Annotated in this window: 14 protein-coding genes and 1 pseudogene; 5 read left to right on the top strand and 10 right to left on the bottom strand. The window is 40.4% G+C overall.

The window, feature by feature from the left end:
- Positions 1-28 precede the first annotated feature (28 nt).
- Positions 29-2,794, bottom strand: coding sequence for a formate dehydrogenase subunit alpha (fdhF, locus tag K8S13_RS00085; RefSeq protein WP_291459565.1), 2,766 nt, complete (start codon positions 2,792-2,794; stop codon positions 29-31).
- A 208-nt stretch (positions 2,795-3,002) separates the two neighbouring features.
- Here fdhF and K8S13_RS00090 point away from each other — a divergent pair, with 208 nt between their 5' ends.
- Together K8S13_RS00090 and K8S13_RS00095 are read left to right on the top strand one after the other, a co-directional pair.
- On the top strand, positions 3,003-5,072 hold the full coding sequence (locus K8S13_RS00090) for an RnfABCDGE type electron transport complex subunit B (protein ID WP_291459566.1): 2,070 nt from the start codon (positions 3,003-3,005) through the stop codon (positions 5,070-5,072).
- 53 nt (positions 5,073-5,125) lie between these two features.
- Positions 5,126-7,099 (top strand): response regulator, encoded by a 1,974-nt coding sequence (locus K8S13_RS00095; RefSeq protein WP_291459567.1) that lies wholly within the window; start codon positions 5,126-5,128, stop codon positions 7,097-7,099.
- Positions 7,100-7,179: 80 nt separating this feature from the next.
- On the opposite strand, the gene K8S13_RS00100 is transcribed toward K8S13_RS00095, so the two are convergent.
- Positions 7,180-8,100, bottom strand: coding sequence for a manganese-dependent inorganic pyrophosphatase (locus tag K8S13_RS00100; RefSeq protein ID WP_291459568.1), 921 nt, complete (start codon positions 8,098-8,100; stop codon positions 7,180-7,182).
- 234 nt (positions 8,101-8,334) lie between these two features.
- On the opposite strand from K8S13_RS00100, the gene K8S13_RS00105 reads away from it, so the two are divergent.
- The 3 genes from K8S13_RS00105 to K8S13_RS00115 are packed head-to-tail and all read left to right on the top strand — an operon-like array spanning position 8,335 to position 10,846.
- Complete coding sequence (locus K8S13_RS00105; protein ID WP_291459569.1) at positions 8,335-9,456, top strand: PAS domain S-box protein; 1,122 nt, start codon at positions 8,335-8,337, stop codon at positions 9,454-9,456.
- Positions 9,457-9,497: 41 nt separating this feature from the next.
- Positions 9,498-9,959 carry a CBS domain-containing protein gene (locus K8S13_RS00110; protein WP_291459570.1) on the top strand — a complete coding sequence of 154 codons (462 nt, stop codon included), beginning with the start codon at positions 9,498-9,500 and terminating at the stop codon, positions 9,957-9,959.
- Positions 9,960-9,961: 2 nt separating this feature from the next.
- A complete protein-coding gene (locus tag K8S13_RS00115) occupies positions 9,962-10,846 on the top strand; it encodes a CBS domain-containing protein (RefSeq protein ID WP_291459571.1) in 885 nt (294 codons plus the stop codon).
- Here K8S13_RS00115 and K8S13_RS00120 read toward each other — a convergent pair.
- The 8 genes and pseudogenes from K8S13_RS00120 to murC all read right to left on the bottom strand — a co-directional run.
- Complete coding sequence (locus tag K8S13_RS00120; protein ID WP_291459572.1) at positions 10,843-11,223, bottom strand: hypothetical protein; 381 nt, start codon at positions 11,221-11,223, stop codon at positions 10,843-10,845. The genes K8S13_RS00115 and K8S13_RS00120 overlap by 4 nt on opposite strands.
- Positions 11,202-12,515, bottom strand: coding sequence for a radical SAM protein (locus K8S13_RS00125; RefSeq protein WP_291459573.1), 1,314 nt, complete (start codon positions 12,513-12,515; stop codon positions 11,202-11,204). Before K8S13_RS00125 ends, K8S13_RS00120 begins: the two co-directional genes overlap by 22 nt.
- Positions 12,516-12,518: 3 nt before the next feature.
- Positions 12,519-13,772, bottom strand: a complete 1,254-nt coding sequence (gene ftsZ, locus K8S13_RS00130; protein WP_291459574.1) for a cell division protein FtsZ — start codon at positions 13,770-13,772, stop codon at positions 12,519-12,521.
- Between the two features lie 17 nt (positions 13,773-13,789).
- Positions 13,790-15,016, bottom strand: coding sequence for a cell division protein FtsA (gene ftsA / locus K8S13_RS00135; RefSeq protein ID WP_291459575.1), 1,227 nt, complete (start codon positions 15,014-15,016; stop codon positions 13,790-13,792).
- A gap of 129 nt (positions 15,017-15,145) precedes the next feature.
- Entirely contained in the window at positions 15,146-15,898 is a 753-nt protein-coding gene (locus tag K8S13_RS00140; RefSeq protein WP_291459576.1) for an FtsQ-type POTRA domain-containing protein, read from the bottom strand.
- A complete protein-coding gene (murB, locus tag K8S13_RS00145; RefSeq protein WP_291459577.1) occupies positions 15,891-16,811 on the bottom strand; it encodes a UDP-N-acetylmuramate dehydrogenase in 921 nt (306 codons plus the stop codon). Before murB ends, K8S13_RS00140 begins: the two co-directional genes overlap by 8 nt.
- 9 nt (positions 16,812-16,820) lie before the next feature.
- Positions 16,821-17,282, bottom strand: coding sequence for a cyanophycin synthetase (locus K8S13_RS00150; RefSeq protein ID WP_291459578.1), 462 nt, complete (start codon positions 17,280-17,282; stop codon positions 16,821-16,823).
- Positions 17,283-17,389: 107 nt separating this feature from the next.
- Positions 17,390-17,585: pseudogene (murC, locus tag K8S13_RS00155) on the bottom strand (UDP-N-acetylmuramate--L-alanine ligase); the annotation flags it as partial.

The following is a 17,585-nucleotide window of genomic DNA, read 5'->3' on the forward strand; positions in this document are numbered from 1 at the left end:
CACAACTCACAACTCAAAATTAAAAATTTTAGATAGCAGGTTCAATCTTTATAGCACAGACTTTAAACTCGGGTATTTTGGCTATTGGGTCCAGTTTTGCATTTGTCAGTTCATTGGCTGCGGCTTTGGCAAAATGGAAGGGGATAAAAATGGTTCCATCTACAGCTTTTGAGGATACTTTGAGTTTTGCACTGATTTTACCCCTGCGCGAAGACACATCCACCATAGATCCTGTATCAAGTCCGAGTTTTTGAGCATCATTGGAAGATATCTCCACAAAACATTCAGGTGAGAGCATGTTGAGTCCGTCTGTTTTCATGGTCATGGTTCCGGTGTGATAGTGGTATAATACTCTTCCGGTTGTGAGGATATAGGGATATTTTTTATCCGGCTGTTCAGCCGGCGGGGTATGGTCAATGGCATGGAACATCCCCCTGCCTCTTGTAAATTGGGTGGTATGGAGGATGGGTGTTCCTTCATGGGTTTCATCGGGGCAGGGCCAGTGGATGCCGATTTTATCGATTCTGTCCCAGGTAATTCCTTTATAGGAAGGCGTGACAGATGCGATTTCCTTGAAGATATCCTGGCTGTTTTCATAGGACATTTCATATCCCATTCTTTGGGCAATTTCACAAAGGATTTCCCAGTCCTGCTTTGCTTCTCCCGGTGCTTCAACTGCTTTTCTGACCCGTTGAACCCGTCGTTCCGTATTGCTGAATGTCCCATCCTTTTCAGCAAAACAGACTCCCGGCAGAACCACATCCGCTATCCTTGTGGTTTCTGTCTGAAAGATATCCTGAACAACAAAAAATTTCAGATTTGCAAGTGCTTTTCGCACATGGTTGAGGTCCGGGTCAGAGACCAGAGGATTCTCGCCAATAATATAGAGTGATTTAAGTTCTCCCTCATAGGCTTTTTGGATCATCTCGGTAACGGGTAATCCCGGGTTTGCCGACATGCCTGTGGTGTTCCATGCCTTTTCATAATTATTTCTGGCTTCATCATTGTTGACCAGTTGATATGCGGTAAACACATTTGGCAGTCCGCCCATATCACAGGCACCCTGAACATTGTTTTGACCGCGTAGCGGGTTCACTCCGCCACCTGGTTTTCCCAGGTGTCCGCAAAGCATGGAAATATTTGCAAGGGATTTTACATTGTTCGTACCACAGGTATGCTGAGTAATTCCCATGCAGTATAAAATAGAGGCTACCCGTGCTTTGGCAAACTCTCTGGCAACGTCGACAATATCATCAGCCTTGATTCCTGTGATGTTTTCAACATATTCAGGTGTATATTTTTCAACGATTTCTTTGAGGGCCTCAAGATTTTCGGTTCTGTTTTCAACAAAATCTTTGTCATGAAGCTCTTCTTTGATGATAACGTGCATCATGCCGTTGATCAAGCCAATGTCGGTACCGGGCGAAGGCCGCAGCCATTTATTGGCATGTTCGGTAAGCTTAACCCTTCGGGGATCAATCACATAGAGTTTTTTCCCTTTTAAAACAGCACGTTTAACAAAACTTGAGAGAACCGGATGATTTTCCGTTGTATTGGAGCCAATTACCAGTATCAAGTCAGATGTTTCAATATCGGCGATGGTGTTGGTCATTGCACCGCTTCCAAATGCTGCAGCCAGACCGGCTACGGTGGAGCTATGTCACAGGCGGGCGCAATGGTCTATATTATTGGTTTTCAGAACGGCACGGGTAAATTTCTGGGCAACATAGTTTTCTTCATTGGTGATTCTGGCAGAGGTCAGAAAGCCCTGACTGTCCGGACCGAATTCCTCTTTAATAGACTCCAGTTTCCGGGCCACAAGATCCAGTGCCTCATCCCAGGAGGCTTCGACCTGTTTGCCATCCTTTTTAATTAAAGGTTTGGTTAAACGTTTGGGAGAAGCAACAAATTCGTATCCAAATCTGCCTTTGACACAAAGGCTTGCATTGTTTGGCACAAGATCAACATCAGCGCCATCAATCTTAACAATTTTATTGTCCTGGACAAAGAGATCAATCTGACATCCGACTCCGCAGAACGCACAAGTGGTTCTAACTTTTTTTGTATCTGTAAACCTGCCGTCCCGAAAAGCTTTATCCGGTACCAGAGCACCGACAGGGCAGACCTGGATGCATTCACCGCAAAAGACACAGTCAGAATCTTTTAAAGTTGCATCATTTTTTGCTATAATTTTAAGATCTTTTCCACTGTAGCCAAACTCTATGGCATTATTCACCTGGATTTCTTTGCAGGCCTTTACGCATCTTCCACAAAGGATACATCGTGAAAAATCCCTGATAATAAAAGGATTGGCACGCTCAGTTTCATATTTGCATCCATTTAGCGGCAACCCACGGGTTTTGACCTGGTACCGGTAGGCAAGATCCTGGAGCTCGCAATCGCCCCAAACCGGACAAAGGTCATCTTTGCCGTCACTTTTAAGGACATCCAGTTGAAAGGATGTCCAGTCATCTGCATCAAAATTTCTAATGGCACAATTATGATTGCCGGAAGCTAAAAGTTTGCTGATGTTTTTTTTGCGTGCCTGGATAACCTTTGAAGATTCCGTAAAAATGATATAATCTTGTTTTGCTTTTGTTGCACAAGATTCAACCAGATCTGATTCACCCTTTATTTCGACCAGACATATCTTGCATGTCGTGGTTGGAACCGTATTTTTTAAATGGCACAGGGTGGGAATATCAAATTTATTGCGCTGTGCAACTTCAAGAATTGTCTCGCCGGATTCAAAGGTCAGCTCATGTCCGTTTATTGTTATAATATTGCGTTCCATGGTTATTTCCCCGGATATAATTTTATAACTATTTCACTAATTTACCCTGACAATGAATAATTTTGTACACTGTCGGCGAATTATTGTCAATGTGACAAATAAAATAAATTTTATTGATATTATTGACTTTTTATTTTTCAAGTGCATATAAGTAGGGGTTTATTATAATATTTAAGTAAAAGAAAATGCAAACCGTAAGGATATAGTCATGTTCCAATCTATTTTAATGATGGGTGGACTGGGTGTTGCCATCGGTACTGTTTTAGTGATCGCTTCAAAAGCTTTTTATGTATATGAAGATCCAAAAGTTATCGCAATCGATGATGTTTTGCCGGGAGCCAATTGCGGCGGGTGCGGGTATCCGGGATGCAACGCCAATGCTGAAGCTATTGTAGAGGGAAAACAGGATGTCAATTCCTGTGTGGCTGCAGGGGATGATGTGGCCTTGGCGATTGCTCAGATTATGGGGGTGTCGGTTTCAGATAAAGAACCTGAATTTGCAGGGCTTGGATGTTTTTATGGTAACGATGATGCAGATATGGAATATAAATATCTGGGTATTACAGATTGTAGGGCAGCGGTATTGTTATTCGGAGGGATGAAGGTTTGCAGGATTGGGTGCCTGGGGCTTGGGACCTGTGTAAAAGCGTGTATGTTTGGTGCGTTGTCCATAGGCAGTGATGGCTTGCCTAAAGTTGATCAGGAAAAATGTACAGGATGCGGGGCGTGTGAAAGGGTCTGTCCTAAAAATATTATCCGACTTACATCAGTGACCCGGAGGATTATGCGGGAATATACACAGGAAGAGTGCATTACACCCTGTCAGAGAGCCTGTCCCACCGGTATTGATATTAAAGAGTATATCCGGTTGATTAAGGAAGGGAATTTTGAAGGGTCTGTCCAGGTAATAAAAGAAAGAAATCCTTTTCCAACCGTTATTTCAAGGATTTGTCCGGCTCCATGTGAATTTAAATGTAGAAGGCTTTTGCAGGATGAATCGGTTGCCATAAATCATTTAAAACGATTTGTCTGTGATTATGAAATGAATCAGGACAAGCGAATATTGCCTTATAAAGCACCGCTAACCGGGAAAAAAGTTGCAGTCATCGGTGGCGGGGTTGAAGGATTGTCAACTGCATTTTTCACTGCAAGACTCGGGCATGCCCCCACAGTTTTTGAAGCAACCGATTCTCTGGGTGGTATTCTTCGTGTGGCTATTGCCAGGGAAAGATTAGCCATGGATGTGCTTGACTGGGATATTGAGGGCGTGAAAGAAATGGGTGTGGATATCCAGACCAATGCCAAGGCCGGCACGGATTTTACCATTGACGGGCTTTTAAAACAAGGTTTTCAGGCAGTGTTTACAGCCACCGGTGGTTGGGATTCCAGGCTTGCAAGGGGGGATATTGATCAGGCACAAATGGTTTTCCCCGGAGCGTATCTTTTAATTGATCTTTTAAGAAGTAAATTAGATAAGAGTATCCGCATATCATCAGGGGAAAATGTCGTGATCGTCGGTGGCGGTATCAGGGTGCCGGATGCTGTTCATATTTTAAAAGAAAACGGATCAAAGAAAATAATTGTTATTTCGAGAAAACATCCGGATGAATCTTCTTTTGACCCGGAAGCAATTGACGAATTATCAATTGATAAGCTATCAGGGGCTGGAGCAACGATTATTTATCATACCGGGGTCACAAAAGTAATCGGTGAAGAGGGGCAGTTAAAAGCAATTGAATATATAGAACTTGACACAGGCGTAAAACATGTTATTGATACGGATACATTAATTATAGGTTCAGGAAGATTTCCAGAACTTGTGTTCATTCCTGTAAGAAATGATGAGCAGGATGGAGAAGAAGATCTGATTATAAATAACGGGCCATTAGTTTGGGAAGGTGTTGAACTGCAGAAAAAACCTGATGCAAACAAAGAACTGGGATTGCTTTCAAATCAAGATGTCATCAGTGAATATTCTTCTGCTGTGGCAGCGATTAATGGCGGCAGAAAAGCGGCTGCAGCAATTCATAACCTGATGTATGGAATTGAGTTCCAGGAGTCTTTTAAGTTTATTACAGAACAAACACTGCTTCAGGATGTTTCATTTCTGAATGATGTTGATACTTCTCCTCAAAATATTATGGAATTGGGGAAAATTAAAAAAAGCTCTAAAGATAAATTTTCAACGGGATTTTCAGCTGAACAAGCCCGGGCTGAGGCAGGCAGGTGCCTGAGATGCGGTCTTATCTGTTATGAAAAATCTACGGCATTCAGATAAGATTTGGATTTATCATTACGGTAATAATATTAATTATAATTTTTGGATAGCATATGAGCTTGGAACAGATACTTGTTGTTGATGATGAAAGAAGAATCGTTGATAATATTTCTCTTTGCCTGAAAAGAGAGGGTTTCCAAACAACAGGCGTTTATGACGGTGATGAGGCAATCAGAATTTTTGAACAACAAAAATTTGATCTTGTATTGCTTGATGTGAGTATGCCCGGAATGAACGGGTATGAAGTCATGGAACATATTTTTGGTATAGATGAAGATGTCTCGGTTATTATGATCACAGGCAATGCATCTATTGAGTCTGCCATCCGGGCGCTTAAAATTGGTGCATGGGATTATCTTAAAAAGCCTTTTGAATATGCAGATCTCATAAAAACTGTAAAAAATGCACTTTCCCAAAAGAAATTAATAGCAGATAAAAAAGCCGTATCTGCGAGGCTTGAAGCATCTGAGAGACAATATGAATACATGGTGAATAATTCTCCCGATCTTATTTTTACCTTGGATCAAAATGGATGTTTTACATTTGTGAATCATCAGTTTGAACGGGTACTGGGATTTTCAAGAAAAAATTTAATCGGGACCTGTTTTAAAGATATTATTCATAAGGGAGACCTTTCAAAAGTTGATAGCCTGACCCGGTTTGAAAAATATGAACACCGGATCAATGACGGGCAGGATATGAATTTTCGATTTAAAAAAGCAAACAATAAAAGGTATCAGTATGATCCATACGAATCATTTGCTTTTATGGAACTCAAAGCCACAGCCATGCATCTGCCTGCCAGTGACAAGAGGGATGAATTCAACGGTGTATATGCTGTAGCCAGGGATGTGACGGAAAGGGTGAGGTTAGAAGATCAGTTGCGGCAGGCACAAAAGATGGAAGCCATTGGGACACTTGCCGGAGGTATCGCCCATGATTTCAATAATATCCTCATGGGTATCCAGGGGTATGCATCTCTTGTAAAAAGTGGGTTTGAACGGGACAGTAATGAATATAAAAGGCTTGCCAGTATTGATGAATATGTTTTCAGTGGCGCTGAGATGGCTAGGCAATTATTGGGGTTTGCACAGAAAACATGCCAGGAGACCTGTCTCCTTAATCTGAATTATCTTTTAAAAATGTCTGCAAAAATGTTCGGCAGGACAAAGAAAGACATACTGATTGAGCAATACCTGGATAAAGACTTGTGGGGAACTGTTGTGGATGAAGGGCAGATCAAACAGGTGTTGATGAACCTTTTTGTTAATGCCTGGCACGCAATGCCGGATGGCGGTAAAATTATTATAAAATCTGAAAATGTTATTGTGGATGAATCAACAAAGGATGAATTCGGACTTGAAAATGCCGGTACATATGCAAAGGTGACGGTGTCTGATACGGGTATAGGAATAGATGATGAGGTTATCACAAGGATTTTCGACCCGTTTTTCACTACAAAAGAAAGAGGTCAGGGCACAGGCCTTGGACTTGCCACAGCTTATGGGATTATCAAAAGCCATAAAGGAATATTTAAAGTTGAAAGTAAGCCTGGACAAGGCAGTTCTTTTATGTTTTTTCTGCCGGCCAAGCGAACCAATGTCGACTCCAGTAAAGTGGTGGAGGAAAAGAAAAGAATTTTCAATGGAAAAGGCACTATTTTATTGGTTGATGATGAAAAGGGTGTAGTTGAAGTCTGCTCTGAAATGTTGGAAACCCTTGGATATGAAGTTGAATCAGTTTCAAACGGGCTGGACGCATTAGAAATCATAAAAACCAGAAATGGGGAAATAGATCTTGTCATTCTTGATATGGTTATGCCCAAGATGAATGGAGAAGAAACCTTTGAAAAAATCAGGACGCTTGATCCGGATATGAGAGTATTGGTGTCCTCAGGCTACAGCCGGGAAGCGGAAATAGAAAAAATGATGAAAAAAGGATGTAATGAATTTATTCTGAAGCCATTTGATGTGGCAGCATTGTCTGAAAAATTGAATACAGTGTTTAAGACACCGGAAAGAGTATAGATTTTTTAAGTTTTAAATTGTGAGTTTTGAGTCGTGTGATATAAGGGCTTGGTATATACCAAGCCCTTAATATTTATTGTTTATCCAAACGTTTTTTCAAGATCAGGAACGATCTGTTTTTTACGGCTCATGATGCCGGGCAGCCAGGCTTTCCCATCAGCCGGAGCAACACCAAATGCTTTTTCAACAACCGAAGTGTCATCTGAAGCAATCAAAAGTTCTGTACCTTCTTTCATGATATCGGTCAGCATAAGGAATACACTGTGATGACCTTTTTCTTCTTTAAGGGCCTGAATATCTTTTTCAAGGTCTGCTTTGATACCGTCAACAATGGAAAGATCAACCAGTTCAAGCTGTCCAACACCAATACCTTTTCCGCTCATATTAAAATCTTTGTAATCACGGAGAACAAGGTCACGGATCGGAGTGCCTTCCACGGCAGATTTAACCTTAAACATTTCAATGCCTAAAGTTTCCAAATCACTTTCACCGCAGATTTCAGAAAGTTGGGCACATATTTTTTTATCAGTATCCGTACAGGTAGCTGATTTGAAAATAACCGTATCGGAAAGAATTGCACAAAGCATGATACCTGCGATATCTTTTGGTATTTCAATATCAAAATAATTATACATGGACGTAATAACCGTGCAAGTGCAGCCAACAGGCCATATCCAGCATTCAAGAGGCTGACTGGTAGTTACATCGCCAAGTTTATGGTGATCGACAATACCAAGAATGTTGGCATCAGCAAGATCATCAGGGCTTTGGGTAAGATCGGAATGATCCACGAGATATACATCTTTCCCTGCATAAGAAGTAATAACCTCGGGTCCTGCAACATTAAATTTCCCAAGTACGAAACTAGATTCAGGATTTAATTCTCCCTGCATTGCAGGAACGATATCTTCACCCAGTTTTTTCTTAAGATCTGCAAGTGCAATTGCTGCACAAACTGAATCTGTATCTGGGTTTTTGTGACCAAATACTAAAGTTGACATAAAACCTCCTAAGTTTTTTATTCTTGTTTTTATTTTTTGATGACTCAAACCTATTTGATCATCTTAAGTTTTTTTCAATCCCCATACAAAACCGCAATACCTTATAAAATTAATTGGCAATATAAACAAGGAAAATTTTAAATTCAATTTGCCTTGCACCCCTGTTTTTTGTATGCTGATTTTCATCAAATCAATTTGATATAGCTTTAGTTTGTTTAGAATAGGAGATTTTTAATGACGAAAAAACCAACTTATGAAGACTTAGAACAAAGGATTTCAGAATTAGAGAGTGAAGCTAAAAGATACGCTGTATACAAAAATAATGATAAATATCGTGTTTTATTTGAAAAATCCAAAGATGCTATTTTGATAGTTGAAAATGGAAAATTTATTGACTGCAACCGGGCAGCAGTGGACATGTTGGGACATAAAAACAAAACCCAACTCCTTTTAACCCATCCTTCAGCAATATCCCCGGACACTCAGCCGGATGGCAAAGACTCCTTCACAAAAGCAGAAGAGATGATGGATCTTGCTCTAAAAAACAACAGTCATAGATTTGAATGGAATCACATAAAGGCAAATGGAGAAGTTTTCCCTGTAGAGGTTCTTCTAACGACAATTTCTCACCAGAAAGACAAGCGGATATTACATGCTATTTTGCGTGATATCACCCAACGCAAACAGGAAGAAAATGCCCGGCAAAAAGAGAAAGCAACTCTTTTAACAATTCTTGAAAGCACACCCCATGGGATTGCTATGATTGATAATAACGGTCAATATCTCTACATAAATGCTTATTTTACAAAAATTACAGGGTATATGCTTAAAGATATTCCCACTAAAGAAGACTGGTTCAAGAAAGCGTATCCAGATAGGGATCATCGGATGAAGGCATCCAAGGCATGGGGCAATGACAGTAATCATCCCGGTCATGGAAAGAATCGCGAATTCAGAATAAAATGTAAAAATGGCAAGTTCAAGCACATTGAATTCAGATCTACTTTTTTAAAGGGCCTGAAAATTTCAGTATTAACCGATGTCACCACCAGAAAACAATCTGAAGAGACGATCAGAGAAAAAGACAGACTGCAAGGGGTTCTTGAATTATCCGGTGCGGTTTGTCATGAGATGAACCAGCCTTTGATGAGCATTCAAGGATATTTTGACCTTATCTTAATGGATATTTCAGAGGATAATCCGCTTTATTCAAAAATTGATAAAATCCAGATACAAATAGATAGATTGTCAAATATAACCAAAAAACTGATGGAAATTTCAAGATACGAAACTAAAGACTATCTCAAAGAAAAGATTGTAGATTTAACAAAAGCATCAACCAATAGAAATTTGTAGCTCAAGTAGTTGCTATCTGTTTAGCGAAAAGGAGATATGGGATGAAGACGACCGCCAAAGATGTTATGATAACTGATTTTAAAACATTGAATCCTGATTCTCCCATATCTGATGCATTAAAGATTTTTAAGGCATCAAAGGTGAGTGGGAAAACAATTTTTGGTATTATGGTAATTGATAAAGATGGCTCCATTGCCGGAATGATATCCATGTATGATGTACTTCTCTTTCTTTTGCCCAAGCATGTTAAAATTTGGGGCAATATCAGTGACATTGAGATAGAGGGGATCATTGATCGTGCCGCCGGCAAACTTAAAAATCTTTTTGTCGGAGACATCATGACACCAAAAATTATATCCGTTACCCCTGATACACATTTGATGATGATACTCGACATCATGATTAAAAAGCATGTTAGGAGACTGCCGGTTATTTCCAATGGTACAGCCGTCGGCATGGTTTATATTTCAGATCTTTTTAACCATCTTCTTGAAAGGGTATGAAAGTGGGAAAAGATACATTAACCGGGTTAAAAGTGCGACATGCCATGAGAAGCCAGTTGATTGTACTTGAACCCGATGACAGCATCGATTGCTGCATCCAGTACTTAATTAAATATAAGGTTAATGCGATTATCGTCGGCAAAGATTCAGAAAAACCATTGGGTGTTGTTTCAAAAACAGATATAATGGGGGCCTGGTATGCAGGCCTCCCTTTATCAACACCTGTTGAAATGATAATGAATTCCCCTCCGCTTTTCTGCGGGCCTGATGAACCACTTGATTCGGCACTGGATACCATGAAAGCCAATAAGATTTATCGGCTATATGTATTGGAACAAGAGTCCGATAAAATGGTCGGTGCTATAGCATACCCTGATATCGTTGGATTGCTTTACCATTATTGCAGCAATTGTGATCAGGGCATTTTTAATAAAAGTAAAGAGACGGCGCAGGACAGGGTCAAAAGATATAAAGCTAATGAAATCATGACAAAACAGGTTGAATCCTGCCGGGAAGATGCTCTGCTTGAATCTGTGGTGGAGATCCTTTCTGCCTCAAGATTCGGTGCTATTCTTGTTTCAGATGATCAAAACTATCCAAAAGGGGTTATTTCCAAAACAGATATCATCCTGTGTTACAGACATGCTCAGGACCTGTCTGTCACTGCAGGAACAATTATGTCAACTCCCGTGGCCCTGTGCTATGAAAAAGATCCTGTAGAGAGTGCGATCAAATCAATGATCTTAAAAGATTTGCACCGCTTGTTTGTCATTCCGGAAAAACATCAGGCAGTTTCAGGTGTCATCTCTCTTACAGATGCCGCTGCCTTAAGGTCAGGCAGTTGCCATGCATGCATCAGCAGTAGAATAAGAGTCGATAAAAATTAAATACAGATATTACATTTGTTACAGTCAATCATGGGACAGGAAGCAGATTTTTTTTCTTGTTTGGCTCTTTTGAATTCTTCTGCAAGGAACTCTTTTTTTACACGGTTATCAAGAAAGTCCCAGGGCAGGGGAGTATCAGCGGTTTTTTCCTGATAAATAATTGAATGACAATATGCTTTGTTGTTTCTTATAGCTGAGGCCCACCCAATTTTTTGTGCAGACTCAATGATGTCCGCAGTTTTTTGGTCACCACAGGAAAGAAGGGCATGAATTTTTGCCTTTCTCAATGATTCAAAGTTCACCTTTACATTGGCAACCTTTTTTAGCCCTTGTTTGATAATATTCACCCTTTTTTTTAATGCCTTTTCATTTTCCATGGCTGCCCATTGGAATGGGGTGCCGGGTTTAGGAATGAACGGGTTGATACTTTTTTTTTCTTTTTTGAGGCTTTAAGAAAAATCGCTTTTATCTTTTTTGTTAACTCCACTATGGCATGAACATCCTGATCCTGTTCAAAGGGAAGTCCGATCATAAAATATAGTCTTAAATTCATGATGCCGGCATTGACCAGCCTCTGGGTCGCAAAAAGGACGTCCTGTTCTTTGATTTTTTTATTAATAATATTGCGCATCCGTGCAGAACCTGCTTCCGGGGCAATGGTTGCCGTCTTGACCTTTGAGGCTGAAAGTGCACAAATAAGTTCATCTGTCAGTTTATCTGCTCTGAGTGATGAAAATGATAATTTGAAATTATTCTTCAGGCCATAGTCACAAATGTTTGTAATCTCAGGATGATCTGCAATGGCTGAACTGACAAGCCCGATTTTATCTGTTTTACCCAAAGCTTTATCCATGGCCGCATAAATATTTTGGGCAGGATAAATTCTGGGGGGCCTGTAAATAAAACCGGCGCTGCAGAACCTGCAGCCATGGGGGCAGCCTTTGAGGGTCTCGATAAGGAAGGTATCTTTAAAAGCTGTGCCGGTGGTAAGAATGGTGGTGGCAGTTGTAACCGTGTCTAGATTTTCAAGGTATTGCACCTTGATTTGAAATGGATTTTGATCAGTATGAAGACAGGGGACATATGCACCGGGAATTATTTTTTCCAGGGTTTGTAAAAAAGAGTTCTTGTCTTTTTTTTTTGAAATTGCATTAAAAAAATTTTCCAGCAGACACTCTGCTTCTCCCAAAAGGAAACTATCTATAAAGGGAGCAATGGGTTCAGGGTTTAAAAAACAGGCGACTCCCCCTGCAACCACCAGGGGGTGGATGTGGTTTCGATCAGATGATCGCAAGGGGATGCCTGCTTTTCCAAGGAGTTGAACAATATTTGTAAAGTCATTTTCAAATGATATTGAAAGCAGAATGATATCAAATTGATCAAGACTTAATCCGCTTTCAAGGCTTTTGACCTGAAGGTCAGACCTAACCCGCTGTGCTTTTTGTTTTGGCTCTGGCCAAAAGATCCTTTCACAGGCTATATTGTCTATTTGATTTGCAATTCTGTAAACGGTTTGAAATCCTAAGTTTGACATGCCTGCTTTATAAGTGTTGAGATAAACAAGAGCTGTCCTTATCAGCCCTTTGCCTTTTTTAATAATGGCCCCTTGTTCAACAATCTCATTTTTTTTTGAGCCATAATTTCTTGCAGGTTTGAGCCTTTTTTTCATGTATCAGTCAGCTTTTCTTCTAAGAAATGTCGGTACCTCCAAATCATCGTTATCAAACGCAACAGTACTGTAATTATTTAGAATGTCATCATCTCCAACCACTTTTTTATGTTGAATGGTGACAGGGTTGTCAAATTCATTCCAGTTTGCAAGTTCTTCTTGCGTCGGGGTTCTTAAGTGTCCCCTGGCAATGGGCTCGTTGTGGTGTGCAATAGGCTGGGGGGCAACCGCCGGCGGTTGGCATGCAGTCGGCTGAACCTGAGAATCAAAATGGTGGATGTTATTGGATACCTGGGGTTCTTCAATTCCAATACCCGTTGCAATTACCGTAAGTCTTATTTCATCTCCCAGTTCCTCATCAAATGTCTGGCCCCAGATGATCTCTGCATCATCTCCCACTTCCTTGTAAATTCGGTCGGATGCTTCCGTCATCTCATCAAGGGTGAGATCAGAACTGGATGTAATGTTCATCAAAACCCCTTTTGCACCGGAAATAGAGATGTCTTCAAGAAGCGGATGTGAAATCGCTTTTTCAGCAGCTTCTATGGCACGGTTTTCCCCGGATGAAATACCGATACCCATCAATGCCTTGCCGGATTTCTGCATGGTGGTTCTGACATCTGCAAAGTCCAGGTTGACAAGCCCGGGCATCATGATCAAATCAGTAATACCCTTAACAGAATGGTGAAGAATCTCATCTGCTTTAATAAACATATCTACCATTTTGGCGCCTTTGGGTGCAATTCCCCTGAGTCTGTCATTGGGTATAGTAATAATGGTATCGGTTATTCCATGGAGGTTTTCAAGACCTTCAAGGGCTTGTTTGTCTCTTTTCATGCCTTCAAAAGAAAAGGGTTTGGACGCAACTGCCACGGTCAGTATCCCAAGCTCTTTACAGATTTCAGCAATAACCGGAGTCGCTCCCGTACCTGTGCCCCCGCCAAACCCTGCCGTAATAAAGACCATATGGCTGTCCTCTAAAGCTTCTTGCAGCTCATCCCTGCTTTCTAAGGCTGCTTCACGGCCAATGTTGGGATCTGCTCCTGCGCCGAGTCCCTCTGTCAGTTCCTTTCCAATTTGGATTTTTACTTCAGCTCTTGAATGTTCAAGAGCCTGGGAATCAGTGTTGGCAACAATAAACTTAACACCCTGGAGCTTTGCATCAATCATGTTGTTTACTGCATTGCCACCCGCACCGCCAACACCAATAACCTTAATTTTTGCTGAATTCTTGTTCTCCACATAAGAAAAAGTCATTTCCACCTCCCTAAAAATTAAATAATATTTTTAAACCACTGTTTCATTCTGTTTAATATGCTGGTAAAACCTTGAGCCTCTGAAATTTTAAAATCCATCTTGCAGCTTGCACTGGAACCAAAGATGATAAGACCGACACCAGTTGCATAGGCCGGATTTTTAACAATATCTTTCAACCCTCCAATTTTATTAGGTTCACCGATTCTCACCGGAACATTGAAAACAGATTCTGCAATTTCAACAATCCCGTCAAGAACCACGCTTCCACCTGTGAGGACAAATCCTGCAGGAAATGAATTTTCAAGACCATTGGAGAATAATTCTTTTTTCAAAAGAGAAAAAATTTCTTCTACTCTGGGCTCCAGTATTTCGGCCAGAATCCCCTTGGAAAGTTTTTTTGGCGCTCTTCCTCCCACAGCTGGAACTTCAATAGTTGCGCCATTTCTTACATTTTCAGGCACACAGGTCCCGTGTTCGATTTTTATTTTTTCAGCTTCAGGAAGAGGGGTTCGAAGGCCAATGGAAATATCATTGGTCAAATTATGTCCCCCCAGGGTAAGTTCATAGATAAATTTTACGTTATTATCTTTAAAAAGGGCCAAATCAGTTGTACCGCCACCCATATCGGCAATGACACATCCCAGTTCTTTTTCTTCATCTGTGAGAACGGCTTCGCCTGAAGCCAGAGATTCAAGGACGATGTCACAAACTTCAAAACCTGCCTTGTTACAGCATTTCACAATATTTCTAGCAGAAGATACAGCGCCGGTAACAATGTGAATTTTAGCTTCAAGCCGGATGGCTGTCATGCCCACAGGATTTTGAATGGATTCCATATCATCAACAATAAATTCCTGGGGGATTACATGAAGAATCTCTCTATCCGTTGGGATTGCCACAGCTTTTGCTGCATCGATGACGCGTTCGACATCCTGATCAGTGATTTCACGGCCTTTGATAGCGATAATACCATGGGAGTTAAATCCTTTGATGTGATTCCCTGCGATTCCCACATAAACAGATGAGATGTCGCATCCGGCCATGAGTTCTGCCTCTTCAATCGCTTTTTTGATTGAATCTACAGTTGATTCGATATTAACAACTGTTCCTTTACGAAGTCCGCTGGATGGATGGGAACCGACACCAATGACGTTGATCTCGTTCTCAAGCATCTCCCCGACAATTGCAGTAATTTTTGTTGTACCGATATCCAGGCCGACAATTATTTTTTCATTTCCCTGCAAATCAAACCCCCTTTTCTAAATTGTTGTGCAGAGCATCAGCAAGTTTTGTTTTGATAAATACTTTTTCAATATTAAAAAGATCCATGGCGCAGATTGTTCTCTCGGGAAAGTTTTTATCAATATACTCGCTTATTTTTTTGCTTTTTTTAGTTTTGCTTTAAAATTATTAAATCCCAATTTGATTTGAATTATTCCTTGCTCGCCAGATGGCAGCTGGTTATAGATATCGTTGGTTTCAACAGCAATACCTGTGTTTTGATCCCCTTTGATTTGCTTTATATTGCTTAAGCCATCAATTTTTAAAAAATCCATGATAGAGTTAAACAAAGTACCGTTGAACATATACCGGTTGTTAGAGCTGGTAAGATCAAGCCCGGTGATAACCGGCAAATTTTCTAAATGATCTTTAAGAGGATTGTATTCTTTGAAGGGTCTGCCTTGGGTATTAATTAGAATATCTGCCAGGTTTTCGATTTTAACAATGGCTAAGGGCTTCTGCTCAATAATGGATATGGAAAGTACAGATGACAGATTCCTTTTTACACAAGCCGACTGAATCCATGGATGAGAAGCAATGAGTTTTTCAATGGTAAATAAATTAAGCCCAAAAATATTCCTGTCACAGGTTAAGTTTGCAAGTTGAAGAATATCTTTTTTAATGACCCGGGTTGTGCCTGAAATTTTTATTTTTTTAATATTAAAAAAGTCTGATTGGGTAATAAAATCATAAACAAATATGGAGGCAAGGCTTAAGATACTGATAAATGCTACTACCATGATGCATTTGAGGCAGGAATCAATACCGACTCCTGAATTAGAGTTCAGAACCTCACACTCATTGGCCTCAGATTTATACCTGTTTGGTTTGATTTTTTTACTCACCTTCCACCCTCACTTCTGTTTTAAGTTTAATATGGAATTTATTTAATATGATTTTTTGAATTTGGCGTTTTAATAAAAGAATATCTTCACATCTAGCATTGTTGATGTTCACAATAAAGTTTGCGTGACTTTGGGATACCATGGCATCCTTGATCCTCATCCCTTTGAGTCCTGCTTTTTCAATTAGCTCCCCGGCAGATTTTTCTAAGGTTGGATTCTTAAAAAAACATCCGGCACTTGCAAAGGAAACAGGCTGTGTTGCATTTTTTCGGATAAGGTTTTGTCTAAAGGTTTCTTCTATTTTTTTTTTGTTTTCTTCCTTTAAAGTTAACCTTGCTGCCACAATAATACCGGTCAAATTGAGTTGCCGGTAGGAGAAATTAAGGTTTTTTTTCTCAATAGTTTCAAATATTAATGTCTTTTTGTTCAACACATCAATGGATTCAGCAATACCCGACATATCCCCTGATTTTGTCCCGGCATTCATCATAATCGCACCCCCGATGGTCCCGGGAATTCCTGCAGCAAATTCAAGCCCTGAAAGGCAGTGGTTGATGGCAAATTGGCAGACCTTTGACAACCGTTCCCCTGCTGCAACGCAAATGGTTTTTTTATCGGAATCTGTTTGAGTGATACGGATTTCAGATTTTAATTGTCTGGTTATCACCACAAGGCCCCGTATCCCTTTATCGGTGACTAAAAGATTTGTGCCGCCCCCAAAAAGGGTAACCGGTATATCAAGATCACTGGCTTTTTTTAACAGACTTTTTAATTCTTGTTTGTCTTTTGGCAGTGCAAGCATATCAGCAGGCCCTCCGACTTTAAAGGAGGTGTGGTTTTTCAACGGCTCATCAAACAAAAGATTAAACTCGTAAGCCAGTGTTGAATATGCTGTGTTGTCCCTTTTTAACATGCATTGCCTTTACAATAGTTCAATGAGTTTTTCTCCCAGGGTATAAATGTCTCCGGCGCCCAGGGTCAGAACGAGATCCTTTTTTTTAATTTTATGGGTAATCATGGATAAACCTTGTGTAAAATCAGGTGCATAGGAAACATCTTTATGCCCATGTTTTCTGATGCCTTCACAGAGGCATTGAGCACTGACGCCTTTAATCTCTTTTTCACTAGCCGCATAAATCGGGAGTACAATCAAGATATCGGATTGATAGAAAGATCGGGTAAATTCATGAAACAACCCCTTGGTCCTGGTATACCTGTGGGGCTGGAATACAACAATCAGCCGTCTTCCTTTATAACTTTCCCTGATGGCTGTCAGTGTTGCCATGATCTCTGTTGGATGATGGCCGTAATCATCCATGACAATGATTCCTTTTTTTTCTCCTTTGATTTCAAGCCGCCTTTTTACACCTTCAATCTGTTCCAATGATTTCTTAATTGTTTTAAAGGGTATTTTAAGCTCAATCCCTGTGGCAATCGAAGCAAGCGCATTGGAAATATTATGTTCTCCTGCAATATTGAGGTTGATTTCACCTAAGCGTTTTTCATGGTGAAAAACTTTAAAAAAGACCCGTCGCTTTCGTCTGCTTCGGCAACAATAACCTCTCCTTTGCCATGCAGTGCATTGGTGTCAAGCCCTTTGAGAAGTCCTCCAATAATCACGGTGGGATCAAGTCCGGCAGTATTGAGAATTTGAGAGATCATTGAAGTCGTTGATGTCTTGCCATGG

Source organism: Desulfobacula sp. (genome assembly GCF_021107415.1).

Coding starts and splice junctions, on each gene's coding strand:
- K8S13_RS00090 (WP_291459566.1), top strand. CDS start 3,003: ATGTTCCAATCTATTTTAATGATGGGTGGACTGGGTGTTGCCATCGGT.
- K8S13_RS00095 (WP_291459567.1), top strand. CDS start 5,126: ATGAGCTTGGAACAGATACTTGTTGTTGATGATGAAAGAAGAATCGTT.
- K8S13_RS00100 (WP_291459568.1), bottom strand. CDS start 8,100: ATGTCAACTTTAGTATTTGGTCACAAAAACCCAGATACAGATTCAGTT.
- K8S13_RS00105 (WP_291459569.1), top strand. CDS start 8,335: ATGACGAAAAAACCAACTTATGAAGACTTAGAACAAAGGATTTCAGAA.
- K8S13_RS00110 (WP_291459570.1), top strand. CDS start 9,498: ATGAAGACGACCGCCAAAGATGTTATGATAACTGATTTTAAAACATTG.
- K8S13_RS00120 (WP_291459572.1), bottom strand. CDS start 11,223: ATGGAAAATGAAAAGGCATTAAAAAAAAGGGTGAATATTATCAAACAA.
- K8S13_RS00125 (WP_291459573.1), bottom strand. CDS start 12,515: ATGAAAAAAAGGCTCAAACCTGCAAGAAATTATGGCTCAAAAAAAAAT.
- ftsZ (WP_291459574.1), bottom strand. CDS start 13,772: ATGACTTTTTCTTATGTGGAGAACAAGAATTCAGCAAAAATTAAGGTT.
- murB (WP_291459577.1), bottom strand. CDS start 16,811: ATGTTAAAAAGGGACAACACAGCATATTCAACACTGGCTTACGAGTTT.